Genomic DNA, 13,928 nt, shown 5'->3' on the forward strand with positions numbered 1-13,928 from the left:
CACCCGACTTTTCGCGAAAAGTCCATTTAAAGAGGTACGTCTTTAAGGCCGTACCGGAAAAAATCTTCAGTATTCGACTTGGGTAATATCCGTCCGGCCTATAGTGGGCGCACACTTCGGCAAGTGACGCAGCGTCGCACACTCGCGACAGCGCGCATCCCCTCCAGGAGACCGTCCCCATGAGCCCGTCGCCGGACCTCCAGGCGCGCCGCCCGGGCGCCGACCTGGACGAGCATCTCTCGCTGCTGCGCAGGCGGTGGCTGCTCCTCGTCGGCTGCGTCGTGGTCGGCGGCACCGCCGGGCTCGCCCTGCTGCGGGCCACGCCGCCGGCCTACACCGCCGTCACCCAGGTCCTCGTCACGCCCGTCGACGGCCAGGACCAGAGCAACCAGGTGAGCAACCGGCAGCGCGAGCCGCTCAACCTCGACACCGAGGCCCAGATAGCCCAGTCGGCCGTGGTCTCGGCCCGGGTCGCCCAGGCCCTGCGGATCCCCGCGCCCCAGCCGGTCGAGGTCTCGGTGCCGCCCAACTCCGCCGTCTTGTGGATCTCGGTGACCGCGCCCGAGCCCGTGACCGCGGCCGCGCAGTCCCGGGCCTACGCCGACGCCTACCTGGCCAACAGGCGCGAGAGCGCGCGGGCCGCGACGGCCGAGCGGCAGCAGGCGGTGGCGGCCAAGCTCAAGCAGGTCCAGGCGGCCCTCGACGCGGCCGTCAAAGAGGCCGGCCGCCTGATCAAGGGCAGCGCCGAGCACACCATCGCCACCCAGCGCCAGAGCATGCTCAACCGCCAGGCCGCCAGCCTCACCCTCAAGTACGACGCCCTGCGCACGATCGCGGTGACCCCCGGCTCGGTCATCAGCGAGGCCCTGCCGCCCACCCGGCCCAGCTCCCCCAGCCTGCCGCTCTTCCTCGGCACCGGCCTGATGGCCGGGCTGCTGCTCGGCGCGGCGGCGGCCTACGCCCGCGACCGGCTCGACACCCGGCTGCGCACGGCCGCCGACGTCGAACGGCTGACCGGGCTGCCCGTGCTGACCGACCTGTCCGCGTCCCGCGAGCACGGCGCGCTGCACGAGCTGGCCTGCGCCGTGGTGGCCGCATGTCCGGGCAAACGGCTGCTGGTCCGGTCGCTGCCCGCCGACCTCTACGCCTCCTCGCTCGCCGAGCCGCTGGCCGTCAGCGCGCCGCTGTCGGTGCTCGACGGCTCCGACGTCCGCGATCTGGCCAGGGCGGACGCGGCCCTGCTGCTGGTCGGGCTGGGCCGGGTCGCCTCCACCGAGGTGGTGGCCGCCGTACGCCAGCTGGACAGGCACGGTGTGCCGGTCGTCGGCGTGGTGACGGCCACCGACGCGGTGCCGGAGTTCGTCCCGCTGCTCGACCCGCGCACCCACACCCCGCTCGGCAAGCTCGTCGCCACCGGCGAGCTGGCGGTGAACGTGTCGGCGGAGACCACCCCCATGCAGTCGTTCCACCACCGGCAACGCAAGCAGACGTGACAGGACCAGCCTGGCCGATCGCGGCGCTCCTGCTCGGCTACCCGATCTGGTGGGCCCTGGGTTTCGGCGGCCTGTCGGTGATCGTCCTGGCCGTGCCGATGGCGGTGATCCTGTGGCGGCGGCGGCCGATCAGGGTGCCCCACGGGTTCGGCCTGTGGCTGCTGCTGCTCGCCGGTTACGCGCTGAGCGCGATGATGCTGGACGAGCTGCCCCCCGGCACGTACGGCGAGTTCAGCATGGGCCGGCTGATCGGCTGGGCCATGCGCCTGGCCCTGTACGTGTCCATCCTGATCATGGTGCTCTACCTGGGCAACCTGACCGAGCGCGAGCTGCCGCAACTACGCCTGGTGCGCTGGCTCGGCGTGTTGTTCCTGACCACGGTCGCCGGCGGCCTGCTCGGCGTGGTCCTGCCGCACTTCGCCTTCACCTCGCCGGTCGAGCTGCTGCTGCCGGGCTGGATCGGCGAGAACTCCTTCGTCCAGAACCTCATCCATCCCACGGCCGCCCAGACGCAGAAGGTGCTCGGCTACTCCTCGCCCAGGCCGGAGGCGCCCTTCGAATGGGCCAACGCGTGGGGCAGCAACGCCTCGGTGCTGCTGATCTGGTTCGTCGTCGGCTGGTGGACGTACGGCGGGCGGGGACGCCGGGTGCTGGCGGTCCTGGTGATCGGCCTGGCCGCGGTCCCGGTCGTGTACTCGCTCAACCGCGGCCTGTGGATCGGGCTCGGGGTGGCGGTGGCGTACCTGATCGTGCGGGTGGGGGGCCGTACGAGGATCGCGTTGTGCGGGGCGGTGGCCGCCGGGCTGGTGGCGTTCGCGCTCAGCCCGCTGGCCTCGGTGTTCGCCCAGCGGCTGGACAAACCGCACTCCAACGACGTCAGGGCGTTCACCATGACCGCCACCGTCGCCGCGGCCCGCCACTCGCCGGTCATCGGCTACGGCAACACCCGCAACGCGCTCGGCAACCACCGCTCGATCACCACCGGCAAGACCCAGTGGTGCGCCGCCTGCGGGCATCCGCCGCTCGGCAGCGACGGGCAGCTCTGGCTGCTGCTGATCACCCAGGGCTTCACCGGGGCCGCCCTCTACGTGGCCTTCTTCCTCGGCGCCATCCGCCGCCACTGGGCCGACCGCTCCCCGATCGGGCTGGCCGGGGTGCTGGTGATGGGTCTCGTACTGCTCTACATGTTCGTCTACGACGGCCTGGTGACGCCGCTGAGCCTCTATCTGATCTCGTTCGCCCTGCTGTGGAGGAACGCATGAAGGACGCCTCCGCGCGGCTCGGATACCTCCGGGAGACCGTGCGCCTGCTGTTCCCGGGCACGGGGTCGCCGCGGCCGTACTCGGTGTTGCCGCACCGGGGGCTGCCCCGCCGGCTGGCGCCGCGGCGCTGGTGGCATCCGGGGGGCGCGGTCACCGTGCCGGTCGAGGACTCCATCGCGACCTACCTGGGCGAGGTCTTCGACGCGCCCGTGGAGACCGTGCTGCACGTACGTCCCGCGCTGCGCCCCAACCGCAAGCCCGTCCTGGAGGCCCGCAGCGGCGGCCGGCTGCTGGCGTTCGTGAAGGTCGGCGACAGCCCGCCGGCCCGCGAGCTGGTCGACCGCGAGGCGGCGGCCCTGCGCGGCCTGGCCGAGGCGCCGCTGCAGACCGTCGTCGTGCCCGCCGTGCTGCACCACGGCGAGTGGCGCGGCCTGCCCGTGCTGGCGCTCTCGCCGCTGCCCGTCCGGCGCGGCCGGGTGTCCCCCTCCTTGCTGTACGCCGCGGTCGCGGAGATCGCCGCCACCGGCGGGCCCACCCCGGCCTGGCACGGCGACCTGTCCCCGTGGAACATGTGCCCGTCCGCCGACGGCCGGCTGCTCGTCTGGGACTGGGAGCGGTACGAGACCGGCGTCCCCTACGGCCTCGACGCCGTCCACCACTTCTTCCAGCGGGCGCTGCGCCGGATGGCCCCGCCCGAGGCGGCCCGCGCCTGCGTGGCCCGCGCGGCCCGTGAGCTGGCCCCGCTCGGCCTGTCGTCGGCCGCGGCCAGGCAGACGGCGCTGCGTTACCTCATCGTGCTGGCCGACCGGCACGCCGCCGACGGCCACTTCCCGCTCGGCCCGCCGGAGACCTGGCTCAACCCGGCCGTCGACCACGAGGAGCTGCTGCCATGAGGACGATGAAGCGGCCGGTGTTGTCCTTCTCGCGCCTCGCGGGCCGGTTCACGTCGGGCGCGCGGGTGTTGCCGGCGTTCCTGATCATCGGGGCGCAGCGGTGCGGCACGACCTCGCTCTACCGGGCGCTGGCCCAGCACCCGCTGCTGCTCAAGCCGGTCCTGCACAAAGGGGTCCACTACTTCGACGTCGGCTACCACCGGCCCCTGTCCTGGTACCAGGCGCACTTCCCGCTGCGGGCGGGCGCGGCCCTGCTCGCCCACCGGTACGGCGGCCGGCCCCAGGCGTTCGAGTCCTCCCCCTACTACCTGTTCCATCCGCCGGCCGGGGAGCGCATCGCCGCCGACCTGCCGGGGATCAAGCTGATCGTCCTGGTCCGCGACCCGGTCGCGCGGGCCTGCTCGGCCCACGCCCACGAGCTGGCCAGGGGCTTCGAGACCGAGTCGCACCTGGAGTCCGCCCTGGAGCTGGAGGCCGCGCGGCTGGCCGGGGCCGAGGAGAGCCTGCGCGCGTCGCCGTACTCGGAGCACCACTCCCACCGCCACCACGCGTACGTGGCCCGCGGCCGGTACGCCGACCAGCTCGACCGCCTCGAACCGCTGTTCGGCCGCGACCGCATGCTGGTGCTGGACAGCCACCGGTTCTTCGCCGAGCCGGAGTCCGTGCACGATCGTGTGCTGGAGTTCCTGGGGGTGCCGCATCTGGGATATCCGGCGTTCGAGCGGCACAACGGCAGGCCGCTGCCCAGGCCCGTGCCCGGCGTGCTGGAGCAGGCGCTCAGGGATCACTTCGAACCGTACGACGCGCGGCTGACGCGCTGGCTGGGCGGTGAGCCGTCGTGGCGCCGGTGATGGTCCGGCGCGGGATCGCCGGACTGACCGGGGCGGGCGTGAGCGCGCTGGCGCAGTTCTCGCTCGCCGTGGTGGTGACCAGGGCGTTCAGCCCGGCGCAGGCCGGGGCGTTCTTCAGCGTGACGGCCCTGACGCTGATGGCGGCCGGCATCGCCAAGCTGGACGCCGGGAACGGGCTGGTGTACTTCATCGCGCGGGCGAAGACCTACGACTATCGCGGCATTTCCGGATATTTCCGGGCGGCCGTGGTGCCGTGCGCGCTGGCCGCCTGCGGCGCCGGGGTGTTGCTGGAGCCGCGCATCGGGCTGCTGGCCTGGGCCCTGCCGGTCATCGTGCTCGGGGACGTCGCCCTGGCCGCGACCCGCGGTTTCGGCTCGATACGTCCCACCGTGCTGCTGGACGGGGTGCTGCTGCCCGTCGCGCAGCTCGTGCTCGTCTCGTGGGCGGCGCTGGCGAAGGCTCCCGAATGGCTGCCGGCGGCCTGGGCACTGCCCTTCGTGCCGCTGCTCGTCCTGGCCCTCGCCGGGTTGCCGGGGCGCGCGCCGCGCACGCCGTACCTGCCGGGGACCGGGCGTGACCTGTGGCGGTACACCGCGCCGCGATCCGTCGCCGGCGCCATCCAGGCCGTGTTCCAGCGGCTGGACATCGTGATCGTGGCCTGGCTCGCCGGGCCGGCCCAGGCCGCGGTCTACACGGCCGCCACCCGGTTCCGCGTGGTCGGGCAGCTCGCCAACCAGGGGCTGGCGCAGGCCGTACAGGAGCGGCTGGTCAGGGCGCTGGCCGACGGGGAGCTGGGGCGGGCGCGGGAGTTGTACCAGGCCACCACGATCTGGCTGGTGCTGCTGACCTGGCCGGTGTGGCTGGGCTACGCCGTCCTCGCGCCGTGGCTGCTGCGCGTCTTCGGCCCCGCGTACGGCGCCGCCGCCCCCATCGCCCTGGTCCTGGCCGGGACCATGCTGGTCGCGACCGCCTGCGGCATGGTGGACGTCGTCCTGACCGCCGCCGGGCACACCCTGACCAGCCTGCTCAACCTGCTGGCCGCGATCACCTGCACCGTCGCGCTCGACCTGGTCCTGATCCCCTCCCACGGCGCGCTCGGCGCGGTCATCGGCTGGTCGTCCGGCGTGATCGTGAAGAACCTGCTGCCGCTGTGGCAACTCCACCACCGCTACGGCCTGCGCCCGTTCGGCCGCCACACCCTGGCCGCCCTGCGCCCGCGCACCTGGGCCACGGCCGCGTGAACACCCCCGTCCTCGTCACCGGCCTGCCGAGGAGCGGCACGAGCTGGGCCGGCAAGATGCTCGCCGCCGGCGGCGGCCTGGTCTACGTCAACGAGCCGCTCAACCCGCAACACCCGCCCGGCCGCTGCCCCGGCGTGCTCCGGGCGGAGGTCGCCCACCGATTCCAGTACATCTGCGATGACAACGCCGCCGCCTGGCTGCCCGCCTTCCGCGACACCGTCGCCCTGCGCTACCACTGGCTCGCCGAGCTGCGCGCCAACCACTCCCCCTACGACCTGGCCCGCCTGGCGCGCTACGGCACCGCGTTCGCGTACGGCCGCCTGACCGGCCGCCGGGCGCTGCTGGACGACCCGTTCGCGGTGTTCTCGGCCGGCTGGTTCGCCCGGCGGCTGGGCTGCGCGGTCATCGCCCTCTTACGCGATCCCGTGTCGTTCGCCGCGAGCTGGCGCCGCCTGGGCTGGACGTTCGACGTCCGCGACCTGCTCGACCAGCCGCTCCTCGTCCGCGACCATCCCGGCGTGCTGGACCTGCGTCCCCTGGTCGGTTCCCCGGACGTACTGGCCAGGACCGCCGGTCTGTGGCGGACCGCCCGGTCGGTGCTGGCCGCCACCCCCGGCATCCTGGTCGTCTCGTACGAGTCCCTGGCACGTGACCCGGTCACCGGCTTCAGACGCCTGTACGCCCACGCGGGCCTGCCCTGGACCCCGTCCGCCGAACGCCGGATCGTACGCGCGTGCACGACGCCTTCCGGCCGGTCAGCGGCCTTCGCCTGGTCAGGTTTGTCCCGCACGGCCTTCCGGCCGATGGACTCCCGTCAAGCCCTGACCAGCGCCGCCCGCGGCCTCACCCCGCAGGAGGCCATCCGAGTCCGCGCCCTCACCGCCTGAACCGGCGCAGCAGGGAGCCGGTGAGCAGGCGTACCGCGAAGGGCAGGTCGTCCACGAGGTAGCGCCGCGCCAGCCGTCCGGGCTCGCTCACCAGCCGGAACGCCCACTCCAGCCCGGCCCGCCGCATCCACCGCGGCGCCCGCTGGACCGTCCCCGCGGCGAAGGCGATGGCCGCCCCGCACCCCACGAACCACGCCTCCGGAAGTTCCTCCCGCAGCTCGGCGATGAGCAGGTCCTGCCGGGGAAAGCCGAGGCCGACGAACACCAGGCGGGGCCGCGCCGCGACCACCCGCCGCCGCACCCGTTCCCTCCCCTCCGCCGTGGCGTCGAAGTGGTACGGCGGAGCGTGCACCCCGGCCACCTTCAGCCCCGGACGGCAGCTCCTGAGCTCGTCGGCCGCCAGCTCGGCCACGCCCGGCGGCCCGCCGAGCAGGTACACCGGCCAGCCCCGGGCCGCGGCCAGCTCGCTGAGCGACCAGATGAGGTCGGCCCCGGTGACCCGCTCGGGCAGCGGCGTGCCGAGCAGCCTGGCCGCCCACACCAGCGGCATGCCGTCGGCCACCACGATGTCGGCCGAGCGTACGAGCTCCTGGAGCGCGGGGTTGCGGGCGACGGCCCGGCAGATGTCGACGTTGGGCGTCACGATGCGACCGCCCCGCCCGGCCGCCGCCTCCCGCTCCACCCACCGCACCACGTCGGCCTCGGTGACGACGTCCACCCCGACCCCGGCCACCACCACCCGCCCCGCCCCCCTGGAACGCAGCGGAACCGAGGGGCCGTACGCCCCGCCCTCACCCGCAACCGGCGCGGGAGTCGAGGGGCCGTACACGCTGCTCCTGCTGTCGGCGGGGGCGTGGGACGGGGGCCGTTGCGCGGGGACGGCGGGGGTGCGGGTTCTCGGGGGGCTCATATGCCGCGCCCCCGCCCGTGCAGCAACCCGAGCACGGTGGCGGCCGGCACGAGCCCGGCCGCGACGGCGAGCGCGATCGGCGCGCGCGGTTCGCCCGGCCGCGCCCCCAGCGTGCGCCACGCCCACCGGACCGCCTCCCGCCGCCGCCCGAGCGCCGCGTGCGCGAAGGCGAGCTGCCCGTAGACGCGGGCCGCGCCGCGCCGGTCGAGGGCCAGCTCGGGGTGCCGGTCGAGCATCCAGTCGAGCCCGGCGATCCGGTCCGCCCAGCGCGCGGCGTAGTGGGACGAACCACCCCACCGCACCCGTACGAGCGGCCGGTCCACGTACGTGATCGGCTGCCGCCGGGCCGCGCGCAGGGCCAAGTCCCAGTCCTCGTTCTGCCCGCCGGGGGCACTCTCGTCGGCCCACAACACCCCCCGCCGGAACAGGAACGTCGAGGAGTGCACCATCACCATGCGCGACCGCACCAGGTCGGCCACGGTCACCGTGTCCGAGCCCGCGAGCCGGACCACCCGGCGCCGCCCGTGCTCGACCTCGATGGCGCAGCTCGCGAACTCGCCCCCGCCCAGCGCCCGCACCTGGGCGGCGAGCTTGCCCGGCAACCAGAGGTCGTCGTCGTCGCAGAACGCCACGAGGTCGGTGTCGAGCGCCGCCACACCGGTGTTACGCGCCCCGGGCAGCCCAGGGGTACGGCAGTTGGCCAGCACGGGCACACCCGGCTCCCCCGCGTCGGCCCCGTCGGCGACCACGACCACGGCGACCCGGCCCGGGTAGTCCTGGGCCAGCACGGCCGCCACGGCCTCGCGCAGCGGACCGGGCCGATCGCCCCGCGTGGGGATCACCACGCCCACGGACGGCAGCGCGGTCACGCGGCCACCTCCCGGTAGCCGTACCGCACGCGGAGGGGCCAGGTGAGCGCGGCGACCAGCCGCCGGTCACGCACCGGCAGCCCCGAACGCCACGAGTCGTCGCACCGCAACCGGATCCCCCCGACCTGGAACCGCATCGGATTGCCGGACGCGGTGTGCGCGGGCCCGAGCAGCGCGGTCGCGCCCTCCAGGAACGGCAGGCCCGGCACATCGAGACCGAGGAACCCGGCGAGCTCGGTCAGCGTGCGCTCCGGGTCGGCGACCAGGTCCTCGTAGCGCACCCGGGCCACCCGGGCGCCCCGGCGGGTGAGGAGTTCGAGGCCGGCGTTCTGGGCGGTCCAGTGGAGCGCCGTGCGGAACGGCCCCCACCGGGTCATCGGACGCCCGTCCTCGGGCCGCTCCACGAGCCTGCGCCAGGAGTGGGCCACGGCCCGCGGATCCCTGACGACGTGCACGACACGTACGTCCATCCCGGCCGCGACCAGGCAGTGGGCGAGCGAGGCGTGCTTGCTGGAGTCGATCACGACGGGCGCGCCGGTCGCCTCGTAGACCCTCCGGTACGCCCGCGCGTACTCGGCCAGGTCGGGATGGGCGATCCACCCCATCCGATGGGTACGGTCCACCCGCCGCCGCAACACGAGCACCCGCTCGGCCAGCGACGGACGCCACCCGCCGAACGCCCGCTCCCCCACCCGCCGCCAGAAGTCGCAGTCGGCGAAGGCGGCCCCGCAGCCGCACGGCTCCCCGGCCAGCACGCCCCTCGACCACAGGTGGACCACCTCGCCGAGCGCCACCACGCCGGGCAGCTCCGCGAGCAGCCGCTCCAGCAGAGTGGTGCCACTTCGGCCGAGGCCCCCGAGGAAGATCACTCGGGTGGCGGTTGCGCGGTCGGTCACAGGGGAGGGCCTTCACGTCGCCAACACGGAATGCGACGACACTAGCGCGCAGGGTAATCAGTAGGTCAGGAAACCTCGCAAAGATCTACCGAAACACGGACGGCCCGGCGGAGATCGCCGGGCCGTCCAGTACGGTCGATGCGCTCAGTTGGCGTCGATGATCATCCCGGCGCCGACCGTGCCGTTGGTGGCCTCGTCCACGAGGATGAAGCCGCCGGTCAGCCGGTTGCGGGCGTAGTCGTCGACGAACAGCGGCTGGGTGACCCGCAGCGACACCCGGCCGATCTCGTTCAGGCCGAGCGCGGTGGCCTCCTCGTCGCGGTGCAGGCTGTTGACGTCGAGCCGGTAGTGCAGGTCGCGCACGAGGGCCCGCGCCGTACGGGTGGTGTGCTTGATCGTCAGCTTGGAGCGCGGGGCCAGTTTGAGGCCGTCGGCCATCCAGCAGACCATGGCCTCCAGATCCTGCGCCGCGTGCGGCTGGTTGTTGGGCCTGGCGATCATGTCGCCGCGCGAGACGTCGAGGTCGTCCTCGAAGCGAAGCGTGACCGACATGGGCGGGAACGCCTCCTCCACCGGCCCGTCGAACGTGTCGATCGAGGCGATCCGCGTGGTCAGCCCGGACGGCAGGTGCACGACCTCGTCGCCCGGCTTGAGCACGCCGCCCGCGACCTGGCCCGCGTAGCCGCGGTAGTCGTGGAAGGCGTGGTCGTTGGCCTTCTGGGGGCGGATCACGTACTGGACCGGGAAACGCACGTCGACCAGGTTGCGGTCGGAGGCGATGTGCACGTTCTCCAGGTGGTGGAGCAGGGAGGTGCCGAGGTACCAGGGCATGTTCTCCGAGCGCGAGACCACGTTGTCGCCGTTGAGCGCGGAGATCGGGATGAACGTCAGGTCGGTCACGTTGAGCTTGGAGGCGAAGGAGGTGAACTCCTCGCGGATCTCCTCGAACCGCTCCTGCGAGTAGTCGACCAGGTCCATCTTGTTCACGGCCAGCACCAGGTGCGGCACGCGGAGCAGCGAGGTCAGGAACGCGTGCCGGCGCGACTGCTCCAGCACGCCCTTGCGCGCGTCGATGAGGATGATCGCCAGGTCGGCCGTGGAGGCGCCGGTGACCATGTTCCGGGTGTACTGGATGTGCCCGGGTGTGTCGGCGATGATGAACTTGCGCTTGGGCGTGGCGAAGTAGCGGTAGGCCACGTCGATCGTGATGCCCTGCTCGCGCTCGGCCCGCAGGCCGTCGGTCAGCAGCGACAGGTCGGTGTACTCGGTGCCGCGGTCGCGCGAGGTGCGTTCGACCGCTTCGAGCTGGTCCTCGAAGATGGCCTTGGAGTCGAAGAGCAACCGTCCGATGAGGGTGGACTTGCCGTCGTCGACGCTTCCCGCGGTGGCAAAGCGAAGAATGTCCATCAGAAGTAGCCCTCTCGCTTGCGGTCCTCCATGGCGGCCTCGGACGAGCGGTCGTCGGCCCTGGTGGCCCCCCGCTCGGTGATCCGGGTGGCCGCGATCTCTTCGATGATCTCCTCGACCGTGACGGCCTTGGACTGAACGGCGCCGGTGCAGGTCATGTCGCCGACGGTGCGGTAGCGTACGACGGCCTCGAACAGCGGCTCGTCGTCGCCGCGCGAGACGACGTCGGAGTCGGGCAGCAACATGCCGTCGCGCTCGAACACCTTGCGGGTGTGGGAGAAGTAGATCGAGGGGATCTCGATGCCCTCACGCCGGATGTAGTCCCAGATGTCCAGCTCAGTCCAGTTGGACAGCGGGAAGACCCGGATGTGCTCGCCCTTGCGGATGCGCGAGTTGTAGAGGTTCCACAGCTCGGGGCGCTGGTTCTTCGGGTCCCACTGGCCGAAGTCGTCGCGGAAGGAGAACACGCGCTCCTTGGCGCGGGCCTTCTCCTCATCGCGCCTGGCCCCGCCGAAGACGGCGTCGAACTCGTGCTCCTCGATCCCGTCGAGCAGGGTGGTGGTCTGCAGGCGGTTGCGCGAGGCGCGCCGCCCGGTCTCCTCCACCACCCGGCCGCTGTCGATCGACTCCTGCACGCTGGCCACGATCAGGCGCGCGCCCAGCTCCTCGGAACGGCGGTCGCGGAACTCGATGACCTCGTCGAAGTTGTGCCCGGTGTCGACGTGCATCAGCGGGAACGGGATGGCCGCGGGCCAGAACGCCTTCTCCGCGATGCGGAGCATGACGATCGAGTCCTTGCCCCCGGAGAAGAGCAGACACGGCCGCTCGAACTCCGCCGCCACCTCGCGCATGATGTGGATGGCCTCGGCTTCGAGTACGTCGAGCTGCGACGTCGTGTAGTCGCGCTGGAGCATGGGCGCTTCCTCCGGCGGTTAGCGGTGCAGGTCCCGAATTCCGGCGAGCAGGGATGTCGCCAGCTCCGGTAGGGAAACCAGGATATCCGGTAGTGACGGGTCGGCTTGGTTGTAGGTCAGCTCCGAACCGTCGACCCGGCTGGCGAAGGCGCCGGCGGCCTGCGCCACGGCGACGGGGGCGGCGGAGTCCCACTCGTACTGGCCGCCGGCGTGCACGTACGCCTCGACCTCGCCGGTGAGCACCGCGGAGATCTTCGCGCCCGCCGAGCCGATCGGCACCAGGTCGGCCCCCAGCAGAAAGGCCAGCTTCTGGACGAACTCCGGCGGCCGGGTGCGGCTCACCGCGATGCGGAAGCGCCCCTTCTCGAACGCCGGCAGCGCGGGCGGCTCGGCCGTGCTCAGAGTACGGCCCTGCGCGGGCAGCGCCACGGCGCCCGCCGTCAGCCTGCCGCGCTCCCACAACGCCACGTGGACGGCCCAGTCGGAACGGCCCTCCTCGGAGAACTCGCGGGTGCCGTCGAGGGGATCGACGATCCACACCCGCTCGGCGCCCAGCCTGCGCGGGTCGAGCCGCTCCTCGCGGGTGGCCTCCTCGGACAGGACACTGTCACTCGGACGCAAGCGCGCCAGCGCCTCCATGAGGAACACGTGCGCGGCCCGGTCGCCTTCCGCCCGCAGCGCGGCGGAGTCGCCGAACCCCGTGCGCTCGCGAACCCCCAGCAGCCGCTCGCCCGCCTCGGTCGCCAGGTCGGCGGCCACGGCGTGGTCGTCGCGAATCGTCATCAATATGCTCCTTGCCCGCGGGCGACGGCCGACCAGGTCTTCCACAGGATCTGGAGGTCCAGCGTGAGGGACCAGTTCTCAACGTAACGCAGGTCGAGGCGGACCGATTCCTCCCAGGACAGGTCGGATCGTCCGCTCACTTGCCACAGCCCGGTCAGCCCGGGGCGTACCAGCAGCCGTCTGCGCACATCGTCACCGTAGCGCGCCACCTCCTCCGGCAGCGGCGGGCGGGGGCCGACCAGCGACATGTGTCCGAGGAGCACGTTGATGAGCTGGGGCAGCTCGTCGAGGGAGTGGCGGCGCATCAGCGTGCCGAGCGGCGTCACACGCGGATCGTTGCGGATCTTGAACAGCAGCCCGTCGCGGTCGCTGACCATGGTGATCTTCTGCTCCTCCGAACCCCGCCGCATGGTACGGAACTTCAGGATCGTGAACGGCCTGCCGTCCTTGCCGATCCTGACCTGGCGGAACAGCGCGGGCCCGGGGCTCGTGCCGCGTACGGCCACCGCCAGGCCCACCAGCAGCGGCGACAGCAGCACCAGCAGCGCGGCGGCGACCAGGCGGTCGAAGACGTTCTTGACCAGTTGCCTGGCGCCGGTCAGCTCGGGGTGCTCGACATGCAGCAGGGGCAGCCCGGCGGCCGGCCGGATCATGATGCGCGGGCCGGTGACGTCCATCAGCGCGGGGGCGACCACCAGCTCGGTGTGGCTGCGCTCCAGGCGCCAGGCCAGCCGGCGCAGCGCGTCGCCGTCCATCTCGGGGCAGGCCAGCACCGCCACGGTGTCGGCGCGCACCTGGTCGACCACCAGCGGCACGTCGCCGAAGTCGCCCGCCACGGGCACCCCGCTCAGCGCGCCCTGGGCGTCGCCGTGGGGCACGCAGGCAGCCACGACGTCCATGCCGTGGTGGCGTTCCCTGCGGAAGAGCTGGACCAGCTCGGCGATCGAGGCCGGATGGCCGACCGCGACCACCCTGCGCATGCAGGCGCCGGCCGCCCTGCGCCGGTTGAGCGAGCGCCGCAGCAGGTAGCGGGCGACCAGCGTGAGCAGCGTGACCAGGGGCAGCGCGAGCACGACGTAGCCGCGGGCGACGTCGGTCTTGGTGACGTACGAGCCGATCGCGGTGGCCGCGGTCAGCGCCACGCCGGCGTGCACGACCCGGCGGAACTCCTCGGTGCCGACGCCGATCATGCGCGGCTCGTAGGCCCGGTTGAACGCGACCGCGCAGATCCACACCCACGGCAACGCCACACTGACCAGCAGGTACGGCAGCACGTACGGGGTGAACCCCCCGAACCTGCCGCAGAAGGCGGCGGCGGACCCGACGCCCGCCCCGCACAGATCGCCCACGACGGCACGGAACCGGTAGGACCGCATCCACACCGGCGTCACCGGGCTCACCCGCCACGAGACGGCCTCGCCCGATCTCACGGGCTCTCCTGCCTCACTGCGTGAGGCGGCCTCGGTCGCCAAATGCCGTCTTCCCCCGCTCCGCTCCCGCCGTCTCCCCGGCACACCTGTGT

General features: G+C 72.8%; 13 protein-coding genes. 6 read left to right on the forward strand and 7 right to left on the reverse strand.

What is annotated here, in order from left to right; translation table 11 throughout:
- Nucleotides 1-179: 179 nt before the first annotated feature.
- From IEZ27_RS36525 to IEZ27_RS36550, 6 genes are read left to right on the forward strand one after another with little or no spacing between them, the layout of a single operon-like run.
- Entirely contained in the window at nucleotides 180-1,493 is a 1,314-nt protein-coding gene (locus tag IEZ27_RS36525) for a Wzz/FepE/Etk N-terminal domain-containing protein (RefSeq protein ID WP_189651429.1), read from the forward strand.
- Nucleotides 1,490-2,755 (forward strand): hypothetical protein, encoded by a 1,266-nt coding sequence (locus IEZ27_RS36530; protein WP_189651430.1) that lies wholly within the window; start codon nucleotides 1,490-1,492, stop codon nucleotides 2,753-2,755. Before IEZ27_RS36525 ends, IEZ27_RS36530 begins: the two co-directional genes overlap by 4 nt.
- Nucleotides 2,752-3,648 (forward strand): hypothetical protein, encoded by an 897-nt coding sequence (locus tag IEZ27_RS36535; protein WP_189651431.1) that lies wholly within the window; start codon nucleotides 2,752-2,754, stop codon nucleotides 3,646-3,648. The genes IEZ27_RS36530 and IEZ27_RS36535 overlap by 4 nt, the downstream gene beginning before the upstream one ends.
- Entirely contained in the window at nucleotides 3,645-4,499 is an 855-nt protein-coding gene (locus IEZ27_RS36540) for a sulfotransferase family protein (RefSeq protein WP_189651432.1), read from the forward strand. Before IEZ27_RS36535 ends, IEZ27_RS36540 begins: the two co-directional genes overlap by 4 nt.
- Nucleotides 4,487-5,740 (forward strand): lipopolysaccharide biosynthesis protein, encoded by a 1,254-nt coding sequence (locus tag IEZ27_RS36545; protein ID WP_229824672.1) that lies wholly within the window; start codon nucleotides 4,487-4,489, stop codon nucleotides 5,738-5,740. Before IEZ27_RS36540 ends, IEZ27_RS36545 begins: the two co-directional genes overlap by 13 nt.
- On the forward strand, nucleotides 5,737-6,627 hold the full coding sequence (locus tag IEZ27_RS36550; protein WP_189651433.1) for a sulfotransferase: 891 nt from the start codon (nucleotides 5,737-5,739) through the stop codon (nucleotides 6,625-6,627). The genes IEZ27_RS36545 and IEZ27_RS36550 overlap by 4 nt, the downstream gene beginning before the upstream one ends.
- On the opposite strand, the gene IEZ27_RS36555 is transcribed toward IEZ27_RS36550, so the two are convergent.
- The 7 genes from IEZ27_RS36555 to IEZ27_RS36585 form a co-directional block, all read right to left on the reverse strand.
- Nucleotides 6,617-7,537, reverse strand: a complete 921-nt coding sequence (locus tag IEZ27_RS36555; protein WP_189651434.1) for a WecB/TagA/CpsF family glycosyltransferase — start codon at nucleotides 7,535-7,537, stop codon at nucleotides 6,617-6,619. The two genes, IEZ27_RS36550 and IEZ27_RS36555, sit on opposite strands and share 11 nt — an antisense overlap.
- Entirely contained in the window at nucleotides 7,534-8,406 is an 873-nt protein-coding gene (locus tag IEZ27_RS36560; protein ID WP_229824673.1) for a glycosyltransferase family 2 protein, read from the reverse strand. The genes IEZ27_RS36555 and IEZ27_RS36560 overlap by 4 nt, the downstream gene beginning before the upstream one ends.
- Nucleotides 8,403-9,302, reverse strand: a complete 900-nt coding sequence (locus IEZ27_RS36565; RefSeq protein ID WP_229824674.1) for a sulfotransferase — start codon at nucleotides 9,300-9,302, stop codon at nucleotides 8,403-8,405. Before IEZ27_RS36565 ends, IEZ27_RS36560 begins: the two co-directional genes overlap by 4 nt.
- Before the next feature lie 144 nt (nucleotides 9,303-9,446).
- Nucleotides 9,447-10,709, reverse strand: a complete 1,263-nt coding sequence (gene cysN, locus IEZ27_RS36570; RefSeq protein ID WP_125636626.1) for a sulfate adenylyltransferase subunit CysN — start codon at nucleotides 10,707-10,709, stop codon at nucleotides 9,447-9,449.
- Nucleotides 10,709-11,623 carry a sulfate adenylyltransferase subunit CysD gene (gene cysD, locus IEZ27_RS36575; protein ID WP_125636625.1) on the reverse strand — a complete coding sequence of 305 codons (915 nt, stop codon included), beginning with the start codon at nucleotides 11,621-11,623 and terminating at the stop codon, nucleotides 10,709-10,711. The genes cysN and cysD overlap by 1 nt, the downstream gene beginning before the upstream one ends.
- An 18-nt stretch (nucleotides 11,624-11,641) precedes the next feature.
- Complete coding sequence (locus IEZ27_RS36580) at nucleotides 11,642-12,406, reverse strand: 3'(2'),5'-bisphosphate nucleotidase CysQ (RefSeq protein ID WP_189651435.1); 765 nt, start codon at nucleotides 12,404-12,406, stop codon at nucleotides 11,642-11,644.
- Nucleotides 12,406-13,782 carry a sugar transferase gene (locus IEZ27_RS36585; protein WP_189651467.1) on the reverse strand — a complete coding sequence of 459 codons (1,377 nt, stop codon included), beginning with the start codon at nucleotides 13,780-13,782 and terminating at the stop codon, nucleotides 12,406-12,408. Before IEZ27_RS36585 ends, IEZ27_RS36580 begins: the two co-directional genes overlap by 1 nt.
- Between the last annotated feature and the right edge of the window lie 146 nt (nucleotides 13,783-13,928).

The organism is Nonomuraea spiralis (assembly GCF_014648435.1).
Taxonomy (GTDB): Bacteria; Actinomycetota; Actinomycetes; order Streptosporangiales; family Streptosporangiaceae; genus Nonomuraea; species Nonomuraea spiralis.

Coding starts and splice junctions, on each gene's coding strand:
- IEZ27_RS36580 (WP_189651435.1), bottom strand. CDS start 12,406: ATGACGATTCGCGACGACCACGCCGTGGCCGCCGACCTGGCGACCGAG.
- IEZ27_RS36555 (WP_189651434.1), bottom strand. CDS start 7,537: ATGAGCCCCCCGAGAACCCGCACCCCCGCCGTCCCCGCGCAACGGCCC.
- cysN (WP_125636626.1), bottom strand. CDS start 10,709: ATGGACATTCTTCGCTTTGCCACCGCGGGAAGCGTCGACGACGGCAAG.
- IEZ27_RS36535 (WP_189651431.1), top strand. CDS start 2,752: ATGAAGGACGCCTCCGCGCGGCTCGGATACCTCCGGGAGACCGTGCGC.
- IEZ27_RS36585 (WP_189651467.1), bottom strand. CDS start 13,782: ATGCGGTCCTACCGGTTCCGTGCCGTCGTGGGCGATCTGTGCGGGGCG.
- IEZ27_RS36525 (WP_189651429.1), top strand. CDS start 180: ATGAGCCCGTCGCCGGACCTCCAGGCGCGCCGCCCGGGCGCCGACCTG.
- cysD (WP_125636625.1), bottom strand. CDS start 11,623: ATGCTCCAGCGCGACTACACGACGTCGCAGCTCGACGTACTCGAAGCC.
- IEZ27_RS36540 (WP_189651432.1), top strand. CDS start 3,645: ATGAGGACGATGAAGCGGCCGGTGTTGTCCTTCTCGCGCCTCGCGGGC.